16 protein-coding genes are annotated in these 22,398 nt (G+C 69.0%); 4 read left to right on the top strand and 12 right to left on the bottom strand.

Translation table 11 applies throughout. The features are described 5' to 3' along the window. Window positions 1–314: 314 nt before the first annotated feature. The 12 genes from ACIQJT_RS32395 to ACIQJT_RS32450 all read right to left on the bottom strand — a co-directional run bounded on the left by ACIQJT_RS32395 (window position 315) and on the right by ACIQJT_RS32450 (window position 18,543). Complete coding sequence (locus tag ACIQJT_RS32395; RefSeq protein ID WP_053849860.1) at window positions 315–1,325, bottom strand: LacI family DNA-binding transcriptional regulator; 1,011 nt, start codon at window positions 1,323–1,325, stop codon at window positions 315–317. 127 nt (window positions 1,326–1,452) lie between these two features. Next, entirely contained in the window at window positions 1,453–3,486 is a 2,034-nt protein-coding gene (locus ACIQJT_RS32400) for a glycosyl hydrolase family 28-related protein (protein ID WP_402649391.1), read from the bottom strand. Window positions 3,487–3,636: 150 nt separating this feature from the next. Beyond that, entirely contained in the window at window positions 3,637–5,244 is a 1,608-nt protein-coding gene (locus ACIQJT_RS32405) for a glycoside hydrolase family 13 protein (RefSeq protein WP_365461264.1), read from the bottom strand. Between the two features lie 122 nt (window positions 5,245–5,366). Further along, a complete protein-coding gene (locus ACIQJT_RS32410) occupies window positions 5,367–6,242 on the bottom strand; it encodes a carbohydrate ABC transporter permease (protein WP_365461266.1) in 876 nt (291 codons plus the stop codon). Between the two features lie 15 nt (window positions 6,243–6,257). Further along, window positions 6,258–7,217 carry a carbohydrate ABC transporter permease gene (locus ACIQJT_RS32415; protein WP_280847070.1) on the bottom strand — a complete coding sequence of 320 codons (960 nt, stop codon included), beginning with the start codon at window positions 7,215–7,217 and terminating at the stop codon, window positions 6,258–6,260. A gap of 74 nt (window positions 7,218–7,291) precedes the next feature. Further along, entirely contained in the window at window positions 7,292–8,707 is a 1,416-nt protein-coding gene (locus ACIQJT_RS32420; RefSeq protein ID WP_402649392.1) for an ABC transporter substrate-binding protein, read from the bottom strand. A 1,111-nt stretch (window positions 8,708–9,818) separates the two neighbouring features. Further along, window positions 9,819–12,017 (bottom strand): discoidin domain-containing protein, encoded by a 2,199-nt coding sequence (locus ACIQJT_RS32425; protein ID WP_402649393.1) that lies wholly within the window; start codon window positions 12,015–12,017, stop codon window positions 9,819–9,821. Window positions 12,018–12,368: 351 nt separating this feature from the next. After that, a complete protein-coding gene (locus ACIQJT_RS32430) occupies window positions 12,369–14,315 on the bottom strand; it encodes a sigma-70 family RNA polymerase sigma factor (RefSeq protein ID WP_402649394.1) in 1,947 nt (648 codons plus the stop codon). Window positions 14,316–15,149: 834 nt separating this feature from the next. Continuing rightward, complete coding sequence (locus ACIQJT_RS32435) at window positions 15,150–16,028, bottom strand: pentapeptide repeat-containing protein (protein ID WP_402649395.1); 879 nt, start codon at window positions 16,026–16,028, stop codon at window positions 15,150–15,152. Window positions 16,029–16,355: 327 nt separating this feature from the next. Continuing rightward, window positions 16,356–17,150: an SDR family oxidoreductase gene (locus tag ACIQJT_RS32440; RefSeq protein ID WP_365461278.1), complete on the bottom strand. Its 795-nt coding sequence runs from the start codon at window positions 17,148–17,150 to the stop codon at window positions 16,356–16,358. 114 nt (window positions 17,151–17,264) lie between these two features. Then, window positions 17,265–18,047 carry an aldo/keto reductase gene (locus ACIQJT_RS32445; protein ID WP_402649483.1) on the bottom strand — a complete coding sequence of 261 codons (783 nt, stop codon included), beginning with the start codon at window positions 18,045–18,047 and terminating at the stop codon, window positions 17,265–17,267. Window positions 18,048–18,129: 82 nt separating this feature from the next. Next, the gene (locus ACIQJT_RS32450; protein ID WP_402649396.1) at window positions 18,130–18,543 is read right to left on the bottom strand and encodes a heme-binding protein; all 414 of its coding nucleotides are present in this window, start codon (window positions 18,541–18,543) and stop codon (window positions 18,130–18,132) included. Window positions 18,544–19,297: 754 nt separating this feature from the next. Between ACIQJT_RS32450 and ACIQJT_RS32455 the strand changes: the two genes are divergently transcribed. From ACIQJT_RS32455 to ACIQJT_RS32470, 4 genes are all read left to right on the top strand, one after another. After that, entirely contained in the window at window positions 19,298–19,603 is a 306-nt protein-coding gene (locus tag ACIQJT_RS32455; RefSeq protein ID WP_402649397.1) for an MSMEG_0570 family nitrogen starvation response protein, read from the top strand. Between the two features lie 74 nt (window positions 19,604–19,677). Continuing rightward, window positions 19,678–20,955, top strand: coding sequence for an MSMEG_0569 family flavin-dependent oxidoreductase (locus ACIQJT_RS32460; protein WP_402649398.1), 1,278 nt, complete (start codon window positions 19,678–19,680; stop codon window positions 20,953–20,955). Between the two features lie 11 nt (window positions 20,956–20,966). Beyond that, window positions 20,967–21,821 carry an amidohydrolase family protein gene (locus ACIQJT_RS32465; protein WP_365461290.1) on the top strand — a complete coding sequence of 285 codons (855 nt, stop codon included), beginning with the start codon at window positions 20,967–20,969 and terminating at the stop codon, window positions 21,819–21,821. Window positions 21,822–21,866: 45 nt separating this feature from the next. After that, on the top strand, window positions 21,867–22,397 hold the full coding sequence (locus ACIQJT_RS32470; protein WP_351960823.1) for an MSMEG_0572/Sll0783 family nitrogen starvation response protein: 531 nt from the start codon (window positions 21,867–21,869) through the stop codon (window positions 22,395–22,397). Window position 22,398 lies beyond the last annotated feature (1 nt).

Here is a 22,398-nt window from a genome sequence, read left to right on the forward strand (position 1 = left end):
GCCCCCCGCTCGGACCGGGCCGGCGGGCGGAGGCGCGCGCGGGGGAGGCCGTGGTGGGGGTGAGGAGGCCGCATGCCGAGGACCCAGCATGACTTCGTTGAGGGGTGGCGCCATTGAGTCGATATATTGAGTAGTTCTGTGCATCACTTGCAACGCTGAGGTGACAGGTTTCTCCAGCGTGATGGCTTTGTCAACGGTTCCGTCAAGTTCACGACAAAACAGGGTCGTGGAAACGACGACGGCACCGGTGTCGAGACCACCTGGAAGGCGGTGACACCGGTGCCGCGGGGCCGCGCTGGGTCAGTTGACGAGGCTCACTCGACGGGTGGCTGGGCCGTGGAACCGCGTACCACCAGCTCCGGCTCGAACAGGAGCTCACCGGGGTGCGCCGCGGTTCCCTGGATCTGGGTGCACAGCAGGTCGACCGCCGCCCGGCCCATGGCCTCGATCGGCTGCCGCACCGTGGTCAACGGCGGTTCCGTGCACGTCATGAACGCCGAGTCGTCGAAGCCGACCACCGACACCTCGGAGGGCACGGACAGCCCGCGCCGGCGCGCGGCCCGGATGGCGCCCAGGGCCAGCGGGTCGCTGGCGCAGACGATGCCCGTGACACCCGCGTCCAACAGCCGCGCGGTGGCCGCCTGGCCGCCCTCCAGGGAGAAGATCGACCGCTGCACCAGGGCGTCGTCCCAGACCGTGCCCACCGCGGCGGCGGCCACCTGTGCCGCCGCCAGCTTGCGGCGCGAGGGCATGTGGTCCGGCGGGCCGAGGACGAGGCCGATCCTCTCGTGCCCCAGCGAAGCGAGGTGGCGCCACGCCTGCTCGACCGCGACCGCGTCGTCGCAGGCCACGCAAGGAAAGTCCAGCCCGTCGATGGAGGCGTTGACGAGCACGACGGGGATCTTCCGCTCCGCCAACTGGTGGTAGTGCTCGTGCGGAGCGTCGGCCTGCGCGAACAGACCACCCGCGAAGATGACGCCGGAGACCTGCTGCTGGAGCAGCAGCTCGACGTAGTCGGCCTCCGACACACCGCCGCGGGTCTGCGTGCACAACACCGGAGTCAGTCCCTGCTGGGCCAGGGCGCCTCCGATGACCTCGGCGAACGCGGGGAAGATCGGGTTCTGGAGCTCGGGAAGGACCAAGCCGACCAGCCGCGCGCGCTCACCGCGCAGTTGCGTCGGCCTCTCGTAGCCGAGGACGTCCAGGGCCGTGAGGACCGACTGGCGGGTTCCCTCGGAGACACCGGGCTTCCCGTTGAGGACACGGCTGACCGTTGCCTCGCTGACCCCAACCTTCTTCGCCACCTGAGCAAGTCGTCGTGTCATGAACGCAAGCCTAGCGCAAGAAGCGCAAGCGAATTGCGTCGAGAGCCGATTCTTCGCTGTTCCGAAGACGTTCGCCTTGCAGGTCTCACTGCAACGGCGGCCACGGCGCTTGCCAACCGTCGTCCGCTCACCAGGGCGAGGGTGCCGGCGGCGGCACCACTGGCGGTCGGTCGTCGCAGGTGATGGTGTTCGGCAGCAGCCAGTCGGCCAGCCAGCCCCCGTCGTTGCCCCCGAGGTCCGTGAGCGTGAACTCCGAACCGCTCGCCGGGAAGTTGAAGGATCCGCAGTTGTTCACACCCACCGCGCCGACATGGCGCGCGTCCACGTTCTCGAAGGTCGCGGAGCCCTTCGTGCGGGCACTGACCACCGAGTTGCCTGTCCCGTCGACGCGGATGTCCTTGAAGTGCACCGCGGGGATGTCGTAGAGGTCCTTCACCCCGTACTCGCTGACCAGCATGATCGCGTTGTGGGTGCTGTCGAGATAGTGGTCTCCGGTGACGCGGATGTCGGCGTCCATGGAGCGTTCCAGAGCGTAGAACCAGATGGCGCCCAGACCGATCCGCCAGTTGAGGTCGAGGGTGCCGGCCCGGACGGTGGTGTTGTCCTGGAAGCGCAGGTACCCGCCGAACGGCTCGGAGCCGAAGCGTGAGCCCGCGTGCAGGGCGCTGCCCTCGCGCACCGGGTCGGCGACGAGGTTGCCCCTGACGGTGTTGTCGCGGCCTCCGTAGATCGCGATGCCGTTGGCGAGCGTCGGGGACTGCACTGTGTTGCGGGAGAAGGTGTTGCCGGTGTCGGCCGTCGTCTGCGACCACATCGCCAGACCGTCGTCGCCCGTGTTGCGGACGAGGTTGTTGTGCACGCGCGAACCCGTCACACCGGTGTGGAAGTTCAGGGCGTCGGCGATCTGGTCGACGATCACGTTGTCGCTGACGCGGAGGTTGCGCATGGGGCCGTCGAACCACAGCCCGACCTTGGTGTGGTGCAGGTACAGGCCGCTGATGGTGGAGTCGCTCATGGCTCCGCCGATCGCGTTCACCTGATCGGTGTCGATGCGTTCCCGGACGTCGCCCTCGATCGCGAAGCCGGACAGGTGCACATTGCGGCTCCCGCCGTCCGCCGCGCTCCTGCCGTACAGCCCGACACCGGTGTGCCGGGACCCGTCGGGCGCGGGCGCATCCAGGGTGACCTGGCGCCCCTTGAGGATCGTGTACCAGCTGCCCGCACCGGTGAGGGTGACGTCGTCGACCTCGATGTGCCGGTTGACCTGGAAGGTGCCCGGCGGAAGGTAGACGGGCCGGTCGGCGCGGCGGGCGAACGCGATGGCCCGCTCGATGGCGGGTGCCGCGTCCCGTCGTCCGCTGGGGTCGGCTCCGAACACCCTGACGTCCACGCCGCCGCGGACGGTCTTCGGGGCGCCCACGAGCTGGGTGTCGAGCAGGTCCACGACGGTCCAGGCCGCGCTGCTGCCGGTGGGCACCGTCAGCCGGATGACGTCACCCGCACGGTAGGTGCGGCCGAGGCGCAGACGCTGCTCGTCGTAGAAGTGGGTGGGACGGAACGGCTTGTCGATCTGCGGGGCCGGTGTGGTGGCCGACGGAACGCAGGAGCACTCGGCGATCCACCAGTCGGGGTGCAGGAGGTCGGCGTCGGGGTCGTTGGTGAAGGGGTACTGGTTGTACAGCCAGGAGTACTGCGAGGTGAGCGTCATCCTCGTGCGGTGCCGGCCGTCGACGCTCACGTCGAGGGGGGCGGTGATGCCGCCGCCCCCAGGTGCGTCGGGGATGCTGTAGCGCAGGTTGATGGCGTTCGCGGCGCGTGGCAGGACGAACTCGACGTACTGTCCGGGGGACAGTTTGACGGCCTTGCGCCCGGACGCCTCCGACGCGAGCGTGTACGGGGTGCGGTCGGGGCCGATGACGGTCCCGCTGGTGGTGACGTTCTCGGCTTCCTGCTCGTCGAAGTCCACGTCCGCACCGCGCCCGGAGACCAGCGCCGGATCCAGCCCCGCCCGGGTCAGCACCGGACGGTTGCTGCGGCCGTCGTGCGACCCGCCGGGTGCGGCGGCGGCCGTGGTGCCCGCCACCGAGCCGAGGGTGAGGAGTGCGCAGAGCACTGCGGTGGTTCTCGCGCCGGTGCGTGTGCGGACGCGTCTGGAGGACATCGGATCTCGCTTCTGTCGGAGGAAAGGGCGCGGAACGACGCCTGCGGATGCGGTCGGGGGAGGGGCGAGCGACCCGGCCGGGGCCGGGGTGTGGTGCCTGCGCGCCCGGCCGACGTCGACCGGCCGACGAGGCGCGCAGGGGCAGGTGGATCAGGCGGTCCGCAGCCAGACGGCCGTGTCCGACGGCAGCTTGCCGTCGCTCTCCAACGGGCCGCTGGACAGAAGCACTTCGCCGGCCACCGGCAGATCGACGGGAGCCTCGGACAGGTTGACCACGCAGATCGGGCCCCCGGGACGGGCGAAGGCCAGCACTCCCTCCTCGGCGGACAGCCACTGCATCGGCCCGTGGCCGAAGGACGGCTCTGAGCGCCGGATGCGCAGCGCCTCGCGGTAGAGCGTGAGCATCGACTGCGGGTCACCGCTCTGCCGGTCCACCGCGTACGGCGCCCAGTCCTCGGGCTGCGGCAGCCAGGGCGCGGCCCCCGTACCGAAGCCATAGGCGGGGGCCTGGGCCTCCCACGGCAGCGGTACCCGGCAGCCGTCGCGGCCGGGGTCGATGCCGCCGGAACGGAAGTGCATGGGGTCCTGGATGCGGTCGAGGGGGATGTCGGCCTCGGGCAGCCCCAGTTCCTCGCCCTGGTAGAGGTAGACCGAACCGGGCAGGGCCAGGGTCAGCAGGGCGGCGGCCCGGGCGCGGCGCGTCCCCAGAGCGAGGTCCGTGGGGGTGCCGAAACGCTTGGCGGCGAAGTCGAACCCGGTGTCCTCACGGCCGTAGCGGGTAACGGTGCGGGTGACGTCGTGATTGCACAGCACCCAGGTCGCCGGGGCTCCGACAGGGGCATGTTCGGCGAGGGTGTTGTCGATGGTGCGCCGCAGCCGGTCCGGCTCCCAGGGGCAGGCGAGGAAGTTGAAGTTGAACGCGGTGTGGAGCTCGTCGGGGCGCAGATAGCGGGCGAAGCGTTCGGCATCGGGCAGCCACACCTCGCCGACGAAGACGCCGCCGTACTCGTCGGCGACGGCACGCCAGGACCGGTAGATGTCGTGGAGCTCGTCCTGGTCGATGTACGGGTGGGGGTCCACGTCCTCCACGAAGTCGGCGAGCGCGGGATCTTTGGCGAGCAGCGCGGCGGAGTCGATGCGAACGCCGGCGACACCGCGCTCGAACCAGAAGCGCAGCACGTCCTCGTGCTCCTGGCGGACCTCGGGGTGGGACCAGTTGAGATCGGGCTGCTCGGGGGTGAACAGGTGCAGGTACCACTCGCCGTCCGGGACGCGCGTCCAGGTGGGGCCCGAGAACTGGGAGGGCCAGTTGTTCGGGGGCAGTTCCCCGTTCGCGCCGCGTCCGGGGCGGAAGTGGAACCGCTCGCGCTCCGGGCTGCCGGGGCCGGCGGCCAGGGCCGCCTGGAACCAGGCGTGCTGGTCGGACACGTGGTTGGGGACGATGTCGACGATGACGCGGATACCGACCGCGGCGGCCTCGGCGATCAGTTTCTCGGCTTCGGCGAGGGTGCCGAAGGCGGGGTCGATGGTGCGGTAGTCGGCGACGTCGTATCCGCCGTCGACGAGGGGCGAGGCGTACCACGGGGTGAACCAGACGGCGTCGACGCCGAGTTCGGCGAGGTAGGGCAGTCTCGCCCGGACGCCCGCGAGGTCACCGGTGCCGTCGCCGTCGCCGTCGGCGAAACTGCGGGGGTACACCTGGTAGATGACGGCGTCGCGCCACCAGAGGTCGGTGCCGGGTGTGTGAGGGGCTGCCACAGAGTGGTCCTTTCGGGCAGGAAGAGGTGCCTCGCCGCCGCCCCGGTCGCTGCGGGGCGGGTGGTGACGGGGCGGCGGCGAGTTCTGGGGGCGGGGCGGAGCCAGGTTCGCGGTGGTGGCCGTCAGCCCTTGAGGCCGCCGGCGGTCAGGCCGCTCATGATGTTGCGCTGGAAGACCAGGAAGATCAGCAGTGTCGGTATCGAGGCGATGGTCAGTGCCGCGATCAGTACGTTGACGGGTACGCCGTTGGACAGGGAGTAGATACCGACGTTCAGGGTCTGCTTGGCGGGGTCGGGCAGGGTGAGCATCGGCCACAGGAAGTCCTTCCAGACTCCGACGACCGCGAAGATCGACACCACGCCCAGGATGGGGCGGGAGATCGGCAGCACGATGGACCACAGGGTGCGCAGCGGGCCGGCGCCGTCCATGGAGGCGGCGTCGAGCAGTTCCTGCGGTATGGAGTCGAAGAAGCGCTTCAGCAGGAAGATGTTGAAGGCGTTGGTGACGGACGGCAACCAGATCACCCAGGGTGAGTTCAGCAGGTTGCGCTCCACGAGCGGCACGTCGAGAACCGTCAGGTACTGGGGGACGACGAGCACGGTGGCGGGGATCATCAGCGTCGCGAGCATCATGCCCAGGATCGCCTTGCCCAGGACGGGACGCAGCTTGGACAGCGAGTAGGCGGCCGCCACGTCCAGGACGAGCTGGAAGGCGAGGGCGCCGAACGCGTAGTACAGGGTGTTGAACAGCAGGGACGACAGGTCCATGACGTCCCAGGCCCGGCTGTAGCTGTCCGGCGTGAAGCTCTTCGGCACCAGGGTGGGCGGGGTCTGGATGACCTCCTGGGTGTCCTTGAAGCCGCTGGAGACGAGCCAGTAGAGCGGTCCGAGGAAGGCCAGGGTGAAGCCGGCGACGACCACGGCGAAGACCGTCCAGTACACCGCCCTGCCCTTCGGCCTGGCGAGGGTTGCGGGCGAGATGAGTGTGCGTGTCGACATGGTGGGCTCCCTGGCCTACTTGTCCTCGGCGCGGCTGAGTTTCACGTACAGCGCCGAGAACCCGGCGAGCAGGACGAGGAGCAGCAGGCCGAGCGCCGCCGCGGCGCCGTAGTTGTTGAAGTTGAACGCGTACTGGTAGATCAGGTAGACGACGGTGGTCGTGGAGCCTTCGGGACCGGCGCCGCCGGTCAGGAGGAAGGGTTCGACGAAGACCTGCATCGTCGCGATGATCTGCATGAGCAGCATCAGCGAGAGGATGAGCCGGGTCTGCGGGATGGTGATGTGCCAGATCTTGCGGAGCAGGCCGGCGCCGTCGAGTTCCGCCGCCTCGTACAGTTCGCCCGGCACGCCCTGGAGCGCGGCGAGGTAGATCAGGGTGGCGCCGCCCATGTTCATCCAGGTCGCTGCGATCACGACGGAGAGCATGGACAGGTCGGGATCCTGGAGCCACTGCTGCGCGGGCACCCCGAAGAACCCGAACACCTCGTTGAGCAGGCCGTATCCGGGGTCGTAGAGGTACTTGAAGAGCAGGACCGAGGCGACGGGCGGCAGCATCACGGGCAGGTAGACGAGCAGCCTGAGGTAGCCCTGCCCGTGCCGGAACTCGTTGATGACCACGGCGGCGACGAACGGCACCGCGAAGCCGAAGATCAGCGCGAGGACGGTGAACAGGAGCGTGTTGCGCCAGGCCTGCCAGAACGCCGGGTCGTTGAAGACCGTTTCGAGGTTGTCGAGGCCGACCCAGGTTGTCTGTCCGCTCTCGGTCTTCTGGAAGGCGAGGAGGAACTCCCGGATCATCGGGTACCAGGAGAACACCAGGAAACACAGCACGGCTCCGATGAGGAAGCCGTGGGCGGTCAGGTTGCGCCTGAGGCTGTTGGCGAAGGAGCCGCCGCGGGTCGATGGGCCCGCCGCGCGCGGCTCGGGAGGGCGGGAGGGTCCCGCCTTGCTCGGGGTCAGGCTCGGGGCCGACATCGTCGCTCCTCGGTGCTGGGCTGCTGGATCTGCTGCCGGGCGGGGCCGCCCTCCGGCCGCCCCGCCCGTGCCGGTCACTGGTTGGCCAGGACCTGGTTGACCTGCGACTCGGCGGTGGCAAGCAGCTTGTCGACGTCGGCGTTCTTGTTGGTGAGGATGCCGGACATGACGTTGTCGAGGACCTTGTAGATCTCCTGCGCCTTCGGCGGCTCGGCCTTGCCCGGCACCGGGTTGTCCATGAACGTCTTGAAGTTGGCGACCGGCATGGTGGCGTTCGCCTGGCGCGCGGCGTCGTCCCTGGTCTTGGACTCGTTCAGCCAGAAGTTGGGCTGCGGCACACCGACCGGGAGCTTGTCGGCCTTGGTCCGCTCCCAGTCGAACTGGCCCTTGCCGACGGTGAGGTTCTTGAAGTTCAGCCAGGCGATCGCGGCCTTGATCTTGTCGCTGGAGATGCCCTGCTTGATCATGTAGTTGTTGCCGCCGGCGAGGGTGCTCTGTCCGCCGGGGATCGGACCCATGCCGAAGTTCTCGTACTTGGCGCCGAGTTGCTGGACCATGTACGCGATGTCGTCCGGGGCGGCGAGGTACATGCCGAGCTTGTCGGTGGCGATCTGCTTCTGGAGGTCGCCCCACTTCAGCAACTGGGTCTTGCCCATGCTGTCGTCCTCCCAGCGCATGGCGTGGAGGTTCTCGGCGACCTGCTTGCCGAGGGTGTCGTTGAAGGCGGCCTTCTTGCCGCTCGCGTCGACGATGTTCCCGCCCCGGCTGTAGAGCTGGGCGGTGAAGTGCCAGCCGCCGGTGTTTCCGGCACTGTACTCACCGAATCCCGCGATGCCGTCGCCCAGTCCGGCGATCTTCTTGGCGGCGGAACGGACCTCGTCCCAGGTGCGCGGCGGGCTGTCGGGGTCGAGGCCGGCCTGCTTGAACAGCTTGCGATTGATGAGCAGGCCCATCGTGTAGTTGCTGGTGGGCAGACCGTAGAGCCTGCCGTCCTTCTTGAGCTGGCCGAGCACGTTGGGGTCGATGTCCTTGAGCGCCGGCACCGACTTGTCGCTGACGTAGGCGGTGATGTCGGCGGCGCCGTTCTCGGAGAGCACCTGGTCCAGGTCGGTGAAGTAGGTGTAGAAGACGTCCGGTTGCGACTTGGCCTTCAGCATGGCGGTGAACCGGGCGGGCTCCAGACACTGGCCGGGAGTGGAACGTCCCTCGATGGTGACGTTGGGATACGTCTTGTTGAACTCGGCGACGTCCTCCTTCCACTCCTTCAGCTCGGCCGCCTTCGCCGTCGGAGGCATGCAGTCGATGGTGATGGTCACCTTCGTCTTGGGGTCCAGCGGGGCGGACGGGTCGCTCGCTCCGTTCCCTTTGGAGCCGTCGCCGTCGTCGCTGCTGCTGCTGGTGCCGCAGGCGGCCAGGGCGGTCAGGGTGAGCGCGGAGACGAGGGCGACCGCGCTGGCGCGACGCGTACGACGGAACCGGGCAACTCTCATGGGTGGGTCCCCTTCGGGCATGACGTGGAGGAGGCCCCACCGACTGTGCTCGGATGCGTTGTGGGGCGGGCCACACTCAACCACCACCGACAAGTCAGCGCAAGATTATGCGTCAGATTTGTAATTGCGCGACATTCCAACGTCGCCTGAGCGTCAGACATGCAAGGCGGACCTGTGCCGCGATCACTGCCGCGGGCGGACGGCGTACGGAGCCTGGTGGCTCGGCGTGCAGCAGGTAACGGCCGCAAAGCGGAGGAGGAAAGACCGGCTGGACACAGTCACCCGTTGGTCCTGCTCCGCACGTGAGGACTGACGGCTGGGCGTCCCAACGCGCTTGGCCGGATTCCCCGTCCGTGGTGACGGTTGCTTGCGCGAGGGCTTGTGAACGTTGCGGCTGCCGGTTCCCAGGGCGCTCAAGGAGCACGGATTTCATGTCAGCCCGAGCTTGACGCATGCGGTGCCAAGGCCAGCGACTTCCCGCTGCAGCCGGGCCGGTAGGGCGGACATGGTCCGTCCCGCCATCGTGGCCCGCAGGCAGCCACTTCGGTCCGCGACCTGCAGGTGCCCGAACCGCCGGACGGCGCCTCGACGAGCGCGGTGCACACAGGCGGGGACTGCGGATCACGCAGAGCCTGTCGCCGAACTCGTCATGACCGGGGGAATCAGCAACAGATGCGCCCCGGATTCCGCCCGGTCGCTGACGTGGACGCAGGTGCCGCGGACGAATCACCGGCCCAAGTGCCGTGTGGCCGAGCAAAAGCCCAGTCCGTCCAGGATGCCGCCGCCAACGGTCACACGCGCAGCGGATCCGGGTCGGCTGTTTCGGCGGACCGGCTTGAGCACGACGTGCATCAGCCGACATCTTCCCGCAGATGGAACGGCTTGCCGCAGGCGAACTGGGCTGATGACCATTGATCACCGACCGCCGTCCGTCACCTACGACAGACGAACTGGTGTCGGCCTCCCCATGCTCGAGAAGGAGTGGATGAAAGATTATCTGCCAGAGGAACGCGCTCATGTGTGCAAGCGGGTGCCCCGCGCTTCACTGGCCGTGGACCCCTGTGCATGGGTGGTTCGGCGGCCAAGCGCGGGGCCGTGCGCGACGCTCCGGTCACGAGGTCCGATACGCCTCCACTTCACTGAACTGCGCGGCCGGCCAGCCGGTGTTGGCGGTCACCGAGAGCCGCAGGTACCGCAGACTGGTGCCGGGCAGGGTGACGGTGGCCGTGTTGCCGGTCGCCGGGTCGAAGCGGTAGCCCTGCGCGCCGACGACGGTGCTGTAGGTGCTGCCGTCGGTGCTGCCCAGCACGGTGACGGTCTGGGTGCGGGCCTGCCAGGCGCTCTGCGGCGGCAGCTTCAGCACCAGCCTGCGCACGGGCTCGGCCGCTCCGAGGTCCACCGTCCAGGACTGGGGGAACGCGTTGTTGCTGGACTCCCAGTAGCTGTTGGCGTCGCCGTCGACGGCCTTGCCGGGGGTGTAGACGTCCTGGGAGCCGGTCGCGGTGGCCGGGCGGCCCTTGGCGAGGTTGCGGTTCGGGTCCGGCTCGGGATTGCCCTGCCCCGGCTGCGGCCAGGTCGAGCAGTCCGACCAGGTGCTGCTCCAGCCGGAGTTGCCGCCGCCGTCGGTGAGGGCGAAGGTGCCGGAGTTCGCCGGGTACGGGCAGTTGTAGACGCCTGCCGAGCCCACCGAGGTGGCTGTGACGTTGCGGAAGGTCGCGGCGCCCTGGGCCTCCGCCTGCACGACGACCGTGCCGGTGTTGCGCACGGTCGCGCCGTCCACGGTGACGTTGCGGACCGGGTAGCCCTGTCCCCCGCCGGACACGAACTCGAAGGCGCTGTACGGGCTGTCGGTGATCGTGGTGTTGGTGATGCTGACGGTCGCGTTGATCGCGCTGTCGTAGGAGTCGACGCGCAACGCCCCCATGGGATGGTTCCAGTTGGGGTTCATGGCGCCGGTGCGCACGAGGGTGTTGCCGTCGACCGTGATGGTCCCGGCCAGCGGGAAGAACGGGTCGAGGAACTTCTGGTTGGAGATCGCGATGCCGCTGCCGAGGGCGTTGGTGTCGGAGACCAGGTTGTTCCGCACGGCGATGTCGGTGCCGCCGTAGATCGCGATGCCGTTGGCGAGGTTCGGCTGGGTGATGGTGTTGTTCTTGAAGCTGCTGTTGGTGTCGGGGGCGTAGAGCGACCACATGGCGAGGGCGTCGTCGCCCTGGTTGCGCAGGAAGTTGTTCCGGACGCGCACGCCCCGGGCGTTGCCGTTGAGGTTGAGGCCGTCGGCCGTCATGTCGAGGAAGCGGCTGTTCTCCACGACGAGGTTGTCGTTGTTGCCCGTCAGCCACAGACCGACCTTGAGGTGCTGGAGCCACATCCCGGAGACCGAGCTCCCCGGGCCCAGAGAGCCGTTGACGAAGTTGTCCGGGTTGGAGTCGACCCGCTCGGTGACCTCGCCGACGACCGCGAAGTCCTTGATGTGGACGCCTCCGGCGGAACTCGACTGGTCGATGAAGCGGGAGGAGTGCACGATCGAGTGCCAGTTCCCGGCGCCCTGGAGGGTGACGTTCTGGACGCCGCCGAGGGCGGACGTGAGCCGGTAGTCGCCCGGCGGGATCCACACCACTCCGCCCTGGGCGGCGGAGATCGCGTCCCGGAAGGCCTGGGTGGAGTCGCCGTTGCCGGTGGGGTCGGCGCCCTTGGAGGTGACGGACACGGACCCGGCGGGCTGGCCGGCGGCCGCCGCGACCTGCTCGAAGTCGGCCACGTCGACGGTGACCTGGGTGCCGGTGGACTCGAAGGCGACCCTGTCGCCCGCCTGGACGTTTAGGCCCAGCAGGAGGCGGGCGTTGTCGAAGAAGTGGTGGGTCTTGGCGCCGGGGATCCAACCGGTGTCGATGTAGGAGTACTTGGAGGTCACCGGCAGCGTCTTCGCGAGCCTGGTGCCGTTGACGTAGACGTTCAGGGTGCCCGACTGGCCGTCCGGGACGCTGTAGGCGACGTTCACGGCGTTGGCGGCGCGCGGCACGGTGAACTCGACGCGCTGGCCCGAGCCGAGCCGGACCGCCTGCCGTCCGGACGCCTCCGAGGCGAGCGTGCCCTGGGTGTGGTCGGGGCCGATCCTGGTGCCGGTCGTGGTGGCGGACTCGGCCTCGACGGAGGTGAAGGGCAGAGTGGCGCCCGCGGCCGCGTGGGCGGGCACGGAGGCGAGGGCGATGAGGGTGCTGGCTGCCAGGGCGACGGCCGCGCCGACGGATGTCAGGGCGGCCAGCGTGGGCTTGGCCGGCCGAGTCGTACCGGCTCGCTGCCGTGTCATGTTCCTGACATTGGGAGCGTGAGGGGGGCGTTGCATGTGCTGGTCCCTTCGACGTGGGGGTACGGAACGCGCACAGTCGCTGGGCTGGGGGCGGGAAGGGGGCTGTGGCGGGCGACGCATACTCAAGCACCGGTAACAGGAGTACGCAATATGTCGCGCAAACTTTGTAATTCTCTGATGATGGATGCTCACTTTGCCCACGCCAGCCGCTGGAGAACGTGAGACCTCCCCGTTCATCACGCAGCTGTGCAAGTGAGCTCCGCCTCTCCATGAGCTGTGGCCAGGCACCGACCTGGTCGCTCTCACGGAGGCCTTGAAAGCAGCCACCCAGGCCGGTGCCCTCGCTTCGCCTCAGCGCGCCGCCTGAAAGGCCCGGCCGGCCGCCGTGGCCGCTGTGCCGTCCGTGAACAACCCGCTGCTCGGCTTCGACGGGTCCGCGCCCAGCCCGAACCAGGCGTAGCGATGCACATAGGACAGGCTGTCCAGCATGTTCGTGGACGCGGTGAGGAACGCCGCCTGTTGCGCCGCGGACGGGAACCGCGTCCCCTGCGAGAAATCGATGAGCGCGTACTCGGTCAGCCAGATCGGCTTGTGATAGCGCGCGTACACCTGCGTCAGGTACGACCTCAGTTGCTCGACCGCCTGCGGGGTGCGGAAGTCACCGCCGTACCAGTGCAGCGTGATGAAGTCGACTCGATACCCCTTCGCGGAGGCCCCGGCCATGAACCGATCCAGCCAGCCGCCAGGTGTCGCCGCACCCGTCGCGACCGCGGGACTGCCCAGGACCTTTCCGGCCGCCATCAGCTTCGGCCATAGTTGGAGCGCCTGGTCGACGGACATGTTCGACTGCTGTGCGAAGTCGGGTTCGTTGAAGGCCAGCAGGTACGGCCCCGCAGCACGGGCCTGTGCCAGGGCCTCGTCGGTGACGGATGCGGCGCCCCAGATCATCGGCACGAACGAGGCCGCCCTCGGGGTCGTCACCCCCTGGTGCTGGGTGTTCCAGGTGTAGTACCAGCTCGCACCGCTCGCGGCGAGTGCTTGGCTCACCCCGTTGAACGTCCATACCCCGACCCCCTTTTTCGCACCGGACGCGATCCGCACGGGCGCCGAGGAATGCTTCGTAGGACTCGGCTTCGCCGATGTCCTCACCGACGTTGACGGGGATGTGCTGGGACGAGGGCTCGGTGCGGGAGGCGGCGGGGCACTGGCTGAGGTGACGGCCACAGGGGTCGGTGGTGGAGCCGTCGCCGCTGCCGGTGCGGACGGGCCCGCCGTCAGCCGGGCGGCGACCAGCGCGGCCACCGCGACGACCGCGACCACCGCGGAACCACCGATGACGGCCCGCCTGGCCAGCACCTGCCTGCCCGTACGGGGACGCCGCCGGTGCCCCCGCCGAGCCGCCCGGCTGCCACCGTTGCCGGAACGAGCGCCCTCCGACGAGTACTCGGCCCCCGAAGTACCCGAGGCCGACGGGGTCGTGGCGAGATGGACACGGGCGAGGACCCGCTCCGGATGGAGACTGGCCGGCACGGCCACCAACGGCAGCCCGCTCAGCAGCCGTTCCATCGGCAGCAGTCCCCGTTCCCGGCGCTCGCACACACCACAGCCCCGCAGATGACGGGCGAACCGCTTGCGCCACAGCGGACTCGGCGTGCCGTCCCACGGCGCGGCGATCTGGCCCAGCTCCGCACAGCGCGGCCCGTCGGCGCCCAGCGCTCGCACGACACCCCGCGATATCTCCATCTGCTTCTTCATCCGTTGCACCCGCACCGCCGCGTGGCGGTCGGACAGGCCCAACGCACCGGCCAGTTCCGCGCGTTCCAATGCACCGGTCTCCTCCAGCCACCACAGCGACAGCAGCTCCTGGTCGTCCGGGTCGAGCCAGCGCGTCGCCTCGGCGACCTCACGGCGCTGCTCGGTCAGCCCCAGCCGCAGGATCGTCAGCCCGGCGAAGTCGAGGGCGGGATCGGTGATGGTCTCCGCGTCCTCCAGGTGCGTGCTGCGGCCCCGGTCCGCGGCCCGAGACTGTTCCCGGGTGCGTACCTGCCGGATGGTGATGGCCACCAGCCAGGACCGGAAGGCGGACGGAATCCGCAGCTTCGGCAGCCCGCGCACCATGCGCAACAGCGTCTCCTGTACGACGTCGTCGACGTCGGCGTGACCGTTCAGGGCCCGGCCGACGATGTTGTAGACCAGCGGCAGACAACGGCTCACCAGCTCATCAAGAGCCGGTCCGTCACCCGCGCGGGCGGCCTCGATCAAGCCGGGGTCGGGGCCTGTTCGATGGTTGTCGATCATGTGGGTTGTTCCTCCACGCAGGGGTCCGGCTGTCGTAGTGGAGACCGGCCGAGGTTCACGGGAACAACAGAAAATGGCCGATCGGCTTCGGAATCTGTATCGGCTCCGGAATTCATGTCGTCCGGGCCCCCTCCGCGAGGTCTCCGAGAGGAAGGCACACGTCTGGCCCTGCCTGAGGAAGGCACAAGGATGGCACGAGGACGCAGGAGACACGGTGCGAGGCCGCCGCTGTGGCATGCCGCGGTGGCGGCCCTTGTCGCGGTCACGGCCGTAGTGATCGTCTACGACGCCTGGACGCCGTCAGGCGGCGGCACCGTCAGCGCGGCGGCCACCCCCGGACCACTCCGAAGAGACCGTGACGGGGAACACCGGTGATCGATCTGGTGGTGGTGTTCCAGGAATTCCTGTCGCGCGGTGAGGTGATCCAGCCGTCGTGGCTCGGCGAGCTGCTCAAGGACTACTGGGCCGATTCCGGAAAGCGGCCGTAACAGTGAGATCTCGTACGACGACTTCTCTGGTCGTGTGGTGGGGTAATCGGCCGAGGGTCTTGGAGAGCAACTGTGGTAGCTGATCGAGCCGTTGCTGTCGCCGTGGCAGCGGAAGGCTGAGTTGTTGACCGACGATCGGGGCGGCGCTCACCTCGGTGGGCCGGCCACCGGAGGATCGCGTCGCCGTCCACCGTCTCCCTGACGACGGCTGGCGTCTTCACCGTTGTCCGCGTCGCCGACCTGCGGCCGTTCGGCCCTGCCCGAACTCTCCTGCCGGATGGTTCCCGCAGCTTGGGTGACCGTCCGGGTGCAATTCGCTGTGTGACGAGTGCCCCTTCCGCGGCCGTCACGTGCTCTGGCCGTCGTCGACGATCCCGAGGCCACGTCGTTCTTCGGCGCTGAGTCCGGCGGGCCAGACGGTCGTCGCGTCGGCCTGCGCACCGGTCATCAGAGCCTCGTCCAGCGTGGCGTCGCTGAGATCGGCACTCCGCAGATCCGCCCCCCGAAGGTCGGCCCGCCGCAGACTCGCTCCCTGGAGATGTGCGCGGCTCAGGTTCACGCCCTTGAGGCTCGAGTTGTCGAGGAGGACTCCCCGGAGGTCGGCATCGGTGAAGTCGGAGCCATCGAGCTGAGCACCGGTCAGGGTGGCCGTGGCGAGGTTGGAGTGGCGGAACAGGGTGCGGCTCAACCGGGCACCGCGGAGCGAGACGCGGCGCAGGTCCACACGTGACAGGTAGAGCTCGGGATCATCCGGGGTTCTTGAACGGCGCTCCAGAACCCACATGGCTGCTTGGGCATCCGGAGCGCGGACGTTCATCACGGGCAGTTGCTCATCCACTGCCGGAGTGGGGTGCTCGGGCCCGTCGGCGGCGCCGACCAGCCATGTCAGTCTGCCGCGCACGAGGGCGCCCAGGAGGAACTGGATCGGGTCGCGGTCTGCGGGAGAGTTCTTGGCGATGCGCTCCAGGGCGTAGATGCCGCCGATACGGACATTGACGTCCTGGCTGCCGATCTGGTCCACCGCTCTGGTGAACCGCTCGGTGATCTGGCTCTCCCGGCTCACCTGGACCTGCCTCCAGGTCGCGGCGGCACCGATGACCACCAGCAGCCCGACACAACTCTGAAGCATCGCCGAGCGCGCGTCATTGGCCAGCTGGGCCTGAGCCTGTTGCAACTCGATACGGGCTTGTGCACTTCCGACACCACGCAAGTCCGCCGCACTCAAGGGCGGATAGAGCAACCGAGGCACAAGAGCCACTCCGCCCACGACAAAACCGAGAACAGCACAGGCAGCGAGCACTACAGCCCAGAACCCCCGCCGACTCACCCTGCCGCCCCCTCAGCACCCACCGGGCTTTTCGTCGTCTCCTACTCCCAGGGTGACAGGCAGGGGACCTGGACGCGTCGGTTCCACTCCGTGTGCGCTGGCGCTGCTACTGAAGGGCATCACACCACCATGACGAGCCTGTACCGAATCCGCCCGAGTCCAACGCATGGTGACGCTCGGTCGCATCGGTGCGCTGGAGCCGGGTGCCGGCGGTTGCCGATCTGCTCAGGGCAGGATCGAGTCGACGTAGCCGCCGTCGACGCGCAGAGCGCCGCCGGTGGTCGCCGACGCGTACGGCGAGGCGAGGTAGACGACCATGTGGGCGATCTCCTCCGGCTCGATGAGGCGCTGGATCAGGGACTGCGGGCGGTGCTTGATCATGAACTCGCGCTGGGCCTCGTCCCAGGGAAGTTCTTCTCCGACCAGTTCGCGGACGAAGTCTTCGACGCCGCCGGTGTGCGTCGGGCCGGCGATGACGGAGTTGACGGTCACGCCCGTGCCGGCTGCCTCCTTGGCGAAGCCGCGGCTGACGGCGAGCAGCGAGGTCTTGGTCATGCCGTAGTGGATCATCTCGGCGGGGATGACCACGGCCGAGTCGCTGGCGAGGTTGAGGATGCGGCCCCAGCCCTGTGCCGTCATGGCGGGCAGACAGGCGCGGATGAGCCGGATGGCGGAGAGGACGTTCACCTCGAAATAGCGGCGCCACTCGGCGTCATCGATTTCCAACGGGGCGGCGGAGCCGAAGATGCCGAGGTTGTTGACCAGGATGTCGACCGAGGGGACGGCCGCCAGCACGGCCGCAGCGCCCTCTTCAGTCGTCAGGTCGCCTACGGCAGCGATCACGTCGTCGCTTCCGGAGTCGACCCGTACCCGGTCCACCGCGGCTGTGACGCGCTCCGCGCTGCGGCCGTTGACGGCTACCCGGGCGCCGGCGCGGGCGAGGCCGACGGCGATGGCGTATCCGATGCCCTGGGTGGAGCCGGTGACCAGGGCGGTGCGGCCGGAAAGGTCGATGTGCACGATGGGTCCTCCTTGTCGCGGGTGCGGGGCTGTACATCGCTGCCGCTGGACGGCAGGCCCCCTAGAGCCTGTTCCCGTGACACGAGGGACGGGGTGGGCGCTCGGGGCGGTGGTTCAGTTCAGGGTGCTGGGGTCGGGGCCGGTGCGCAGCCCGCGGTCCAGCCCTGCGATGGCGTCCATGTCGGCGTCGCTCAGCTCGAAGCCGAAGACGTCGAGGTTCTGCCGGATCCGTTCGGGAGTGACGGACTTCGGGATCACGACATTGCCCGTCTGCAGGTGCCAGCGCAGCACCACCTGTGCCGGGGACACACCGTGCGATCCAGCGATCCGAACGATCGGCTCGTCCTCGAGGACCGCGCCCTGGGCCAGTGGACTCCAGGCCTCGGTGGCGATGCCGTGCTCGGCGTGGAAGGCACGCAGTTCGTTCTGCTGGAGGGCGGGGTGTAGCTCGATCTGGTTGACGGCGGGGGTGACTCCGGTCCTCTCCTGGAGCCGACGCAGGTCGGGGACGCGGAAGTTCGAGACGCCGATGGCCCGGGTGCGCCCGCTGGTCAGGATCTCCTCCAGCACCTGGTAGGTCTCCACGTACCGATCACGGGCAGGGGCGGGCCAGTGGATCAGATAGAGGTCGACGTACTCGAGGCCCAGTTTGTCCAGGGACGCGCCGAACGCGGCGAGGGCATTGTCCTTGCCCTGGTCGTCGTTCCACAGCTTGGTCGTGATGAAGAGGTCCTCGCGGGGGAGACCGGAGGCGGCGAGGGCCCTGCCGACGCCCCGCTCGTTGCCGTAGATCGCGGCGGTGTCGATGCTGCGGTATCCGGCGGCCAGGGCGTCGGCGACGGCCCTGGTGGTCTCCTCATCGGGAACCTGGAAGACGCCGAAGCCGAGCTGGGGCATGACGACGCCGTTGTTGAGTGTCACGTTCGGGATGTCGGTCACGAGGGCCTTTCAGGGTGCCGTCGGTGTTCTTCGGCGCGGGTCACAGGGCCTGGAGCGCGGTCTGGGCGAAGGCGTGGTCCTGTTCTGGGGCACCGCCGCCGAGCCCGAGAGCGCCGACGAGCTGACCGTCGCGGCGGACGGGCACTCCGCCCGCGATGAACAGCAGGGGCTTGTTCAGCGCGGTGGGCAGCGAGTGGAAGGGGCCCTCCGGCTTGACCAGGTCGGCGACCTCGACGGTGGGGGCGTTGAGCTGAAGGGCGGTGTAGGCCTTGGCGGTGCTGGTCTCGCCGGAGATGAGTACGGCGCGCTCGTCACGGCGGAAGGCCAGCAGGTGCCCCCCGGCGTCGAGAACGGTGATGCTGACGGGGACTCCAGCCTCGTCGGCGGCGCGGCGTGCTGCGGCGATGAGGGTCTCGGCGTCGGTTGTGGTCAGCGGGGTCACGGTGGTGCTCATGGGTCATTTTCCTACGGTGGGGGATGGATGGCTGTGTGTCGCGGCCGGCGGGGTCCTCGGACGGTGCAAGGGGCGCGGCGGCAGCCCTCCGGGCGGGAAGTGCGGCTTGCCCGGACGAGAACAACAATACTTGCAGGCGCCTGATACTTGCAAGCGCGGGTATAGTGAATGGTGATGTACCGGCACTCCTGGCCGGTGTGGCGGCCTCGCTCGCGAGGTCAGGCCGAGGAAGCGGGACGTGCCGGCCGCCGACCCGGTGATGGCCGCTCCGGGCACCATGGGCCGGCCCTCTCGCTGTTGCACGACCGCATGGGGAGCCGCGTCGAACGCGCACCTCGGGCGGAGCGCAAGCTGAGCGCGCGCAGGTACTCGTTCCTGGAGGTGCTCGGCCGGCTGAGGAAGAGCCTCTCGGCCTGAGGCAAGGTCGGGGTCGGGACTCTGATCAGCGGCCTGACAGCGCCTTCGGGGCTGGTGACACCGCTGCCGCCGGGCCAGGCGTTCGGTACACGAAGGTAGTCACGCCAAATCCGAAGGCCAGTAGTACGTTGCGGGACTTCGACGACGGCAAAGATGGGAGCGCGCCGGAATGCACGGAGCGCGCCGATGGGCGCAGCATGTCCGTTCTTCCGGCGTGAGTTGCTGGTAACTCCCCTTTATTCCGGATGACTTCGTTCGGAAATCGCCGAGGGCTGGAGTTGGTTTCCACGGACCGCGGCGAGGTGTCGAGACCTCGGCGCCCGGCATGGAGGATGTCATGCCCGAGATGTATTTTCATGTGCGCTGGCCCGATGGGCAGACGCAGCGCTGCTATTCGCCCTCCACAGTGGTCGAGGACTATTTCGTCCCCGGCGGTCAGTACGCACTCGCGGATTTCGTCGAACTCAGCCGCACGGCACTCGGCATCGCCGGGGAGCGGGTGAAGGAGAAGTTCGGCTTCTTCTGCAGCGGGGCCTCCGACCAGCTCGCGCAGATCGAGCGGACCGCCGCCGCGTACGCCACCGTCAGCGACGCCAAGGTCACGGTCGAGTCCCTGACCGGCGTCGACGGGAGTGCACGGTGAGTTCGGCTCCGGCGGTACGACCGGTCGGCGCCCTCCCTCACAGCCTGACGGGCGGGGGAGGGGCGCCGATCCCGGTGGCAGTGGTCGGCGGCGGCCAGGCAGGCCTCTCGATGAGCTACTGCCTCGGCCGGCGCGGTGTCGAGCACGTCGTCATCGAGGCGAACCGGGTCGGGCACGAGTGGCGCGAGCGCCGCTGGGACTCCTTCTGCCTGGTGACCCCCAACTGGCAGTGCAGGCTGCCCGGTTATCCGTACCGAGGCGACGATCCGGACGGGTTCATGGTCCGTGACGAGATCGTCCGGTACCTGGAGGACTACGTCGCCTTCTTCCGGCCGCCGCTGGTCGAGGGTGTGACGGTCACCCGGCTGCGGCGCTCGCCGAGCGGAGTGTTCGAACTCTCCACCACCGGCGGGGACTTCACCGCCGAGCAGGTGGTGGTCGCCACCGGTCCCTACCACACGCCGTCCGTGCCGCCGATGGCCCAGCGCCTGCCCGACGGCATCACCCAGGTCCACTCCTCCCGCTACCGCAGCCCCGGCCGGCTCCCCGAGGGCGCCGTCCTCGTGGTCGGCACCGGCCAGTCCGGCTGCCAGATCGCCGAGGACCTCCATCTGGCCGGGCGCCAGGTACACCTGGCCGTCGGCAGCGCCCCCCGGGTGGCGCGCTTCTACCGCGGCCGCGACTGCGTGGCCTGGCTCGACGACATGGGGCACTACGACAAGTCCATCGACGAGTTCGGCGACGCCGGCGCCGTGCGCATGCGGGTCAACCACTACGTCACCGGGCGCGACGGCGGCCGCGACATCGACCTGCGCGCCTTCGCCCGCGACGGCATGCGGCTGTACGGGCGGCTCACCGCGATAACTGGAACCGACCTGGAGTTCGCCGACGACCTGAAGGTGAACCTCGACCACGCCGATGCCGTCGCCGAGGGCATCAAGGACGCCATCGACGCCCACATCACCGCACGCGGCATCGACGCCCCGACCGAGCCCCGATACGTCCCGGTGTGGGAGCCGGACGAGCAGCCGCGCGCACTGGATCTGGAGGCGGCCGGTGTCACTTCAGTGGTCTGGTCGACCGGCTTCCGGCGCGACCACCGGTGGATCGAGGCACCCGTCTTCGACGGCCGCGGTTACCCGATGCACTGGCGCGGCGCCACCAGCACGCCCGGCCTGCACTTCCTCGGGCTGCCCTGGCAGTACTCGTGGGGCTCGGGCCGCTTCGAGGCGGTCGGGCGGGACGCCGAGTTCCTCGCGGACCACATCGACGCCTCGCGCCGCCTGGCCGACGTGTGCGGCACCCTCACCGGAGCCCCCAGCGACCTTGCCTCCGCCCTCCCGATCGGCTGAGGAACACCACCATGCGGTCGAACCACGCCACGCGGCTGAGGAACCACACCATGGTCCACGACGCACACCGCCACATCGGCGTCCTGCCCGCCTACCCCTTCTACGGCGGCCCTCCCGTCAACCCGGACACCACCGCCCGCGCCACCGTCAAGCAGCTCATCGCCGACCTGGACGCGGAGGGCACCGAGCGGGCCCTGGTCATCCCCAACTACGGCGTCCCGGACCCCGCGATCGCCTTCTCCTTCAACGAACTGGCGCTGGAGGCCGCGCAGAGTGACGACCGCATCCGTGCCGGACTGTGGGTGTCCCCGCGCCCGGAGGACGCCCAACGCACAGAAGCGGCACTCCAGTTGGCGGGCGAGCCCGGGGTCAGGGCCCTGAAGCTGAGCTTCCTGCTGGGCGGACGTCCCACGGACCCCGCCTGCCGCCCCCAACTGGACCGCATCTTCGCCGAGGCAGCCCGGCACGGCCTCGTCGTCCACGTCCACACCTCTCCCGGCGCCGCCTCCGACATCGACGAGGTCGGCCACCTCGTCGACTGGTACGCCGACCGGGTGCCCGTCCACCTGGTGCACTTCGGCGGCGGGATGAGCGGCCACATCAAGCTCGTCGGCTCCCGGTTCTTCGACTGGATCGGCGCCGGCAAGCGCGTCTACACCGACCTCTCCTGGGCCATCGGCTTCACTCCCCGCTGGCTGGCCCAGGAGATCGAGCGCCGCGGCATCGGCCACGACCGGGTGCTCTTCGCCAGCGACCAGCCGTGGGGCGACTTCACCGGCGAGTACGCCCGCCTCGCCGAAGCCACCGGCGGCGGTGCACTCGGCGACCTGGTCTTCCGGGACACGTTCGCCGCGCTCTACGACTGACCGACTCCCCGCTCCCTCCCTTCCCGTACGCACAAGGAGACAGCCATGTCCGAATCCGTCGTCACCGCCGAACTCTCCGATGTCGAGCAGAAGTCCCTCGACGAGATCCCGCACCCCTCGCTCCCCGAGGGCACCAGCATCTACGGGTCCACCAAGGTCTTCCCCGACTACCAGGCCGAGGACGGCGAGACCTACTTCACCCTCGTCCACGGCATCGCCCACGAGTCCTCGGTCTCCTTCGTCGCCGTCCTCCAGGCCACCCGCGCCCTGCGCAAGGGCTTCGAGACCGCGATCTACTTCTACGGCCCCGGCTCGCTCAACTGCCTGGCCACCCGCGGCTTCCCGACCACCGGCAACTCCGCCTTCCCCGGCGAGCACAACATCAACAACCAGCTCAAGACGTTCATCGCCGAGGGCGGCAAGGTGTACTGCTGCCGCTTCGGCCTGTCCCTGCACGGCGCCCGCGAGGAGGACCTCATCGAGGGCGTCATCCCCACCCACCCCCTCGACGTCCAGGACGCGCTCATCCACTACGCCCGCAAGGGCGCGATCATCAACTCCACCTACCAGCTGTAGG

The sequence above is a fragment of the Streptomyces sp. NPDC091972 genome (genome assembly GCF_044756385.1).
In the GTDB taxonomy this organism is placed as follows: Bacteria; Actinomycetota; Actinomycetes; order Streptomycetales; family Streptomycetaceae; genus Streptomyces.

Bases quoted from the DNA above. Each gene is read 5' to 3' on its own strand.
- ACIQJT_RS32395 (WP_053849860.1), bottom strand. From the start codon at position 1,325: ATGACACGACGACTTGCTCAGGTGGCGAAGAAGGTTGGGGTCAGCGAG.
- ACIQJT_RS32400 (WP_402649391.1), bottom strand. From the start codon at position 3,486: ATGTCCTCCAGACGCGTCCGCACACGCACCGGCGCGAGAACCACCGCA.
- ACIQJT_RS32410 (WP_365461266.1), bottom strand. From the start codon at position 6,242: ATGTCGACACGCACACTCATCTCGCCCGCAACCCTCGCCAGGCCGAAG.
- ACIQJT_RS32415 (WP_280847070.1), bottom strand. From the start codon at position 7,217: ATGTCGGCCCCGAGCCTGACCCCGAGCAAGGCGGGACCCTCCCGCCCT.
- ACIQJT_RS32420 (WP_402649392.1), bottom strand. From the start codon at position 8,707: ATGAGAGTTGCCCGGTTCCGTCGTACGCGTCGCGCCAGCGCGGTCGCC.
- ACIQJT_RS32425 (WP_402649393.1), bottom strand. From the start codon at position 12,017: ATGACACGGCAGCGAGCCGGTACGACTCGGCCGGCCAAGCCCACGCTG.
- ACIQJT_RS32430 (WP_402649394.1), bottom strand. From the start codon at position 14,315: ATGATCGACAACCATCGAACAGGCCCCGACCCCGGCTTGATCGAGGCC.
- ACIQJT_RS32445 (WP_402649483.1), bottom strand. From the start codon at position 18,047: ATGCCCCAGCTCGGCTTCGGCGTCTTCCAGGTTCCCGATGAGGAGACC.
- ACIQJT_RS32450 (WP_402649396.1), bottom strand. From the start codon at position 18,543: ATGAGCACCACCGTGACCCCGCTGACCACAACCGACGCCGAGACCCTC.
- ACIQJT_RS32455 (WP_402649397.1), top strand. From the start codon at position 19,298: ATGCCCGAGATGTATTTTCATGTGCGCTGGCCCGATGGGCAGACGCAG.
- ACIQJT_RS32465 (WP_365461290.1), top strand. From the start codon at position 20,967: ATGCGGTCGAACCACGCCACGCGGCTGAGGAACCACACCATGGTCCAC.
- ACIQJT_RS32470 (WP_351960823.1), top strand. From the start codon at position 21,867: ATGTCCGAATCCGTCGTCACCGCCGAACTCTCCGATGTCGAGCAGAAG.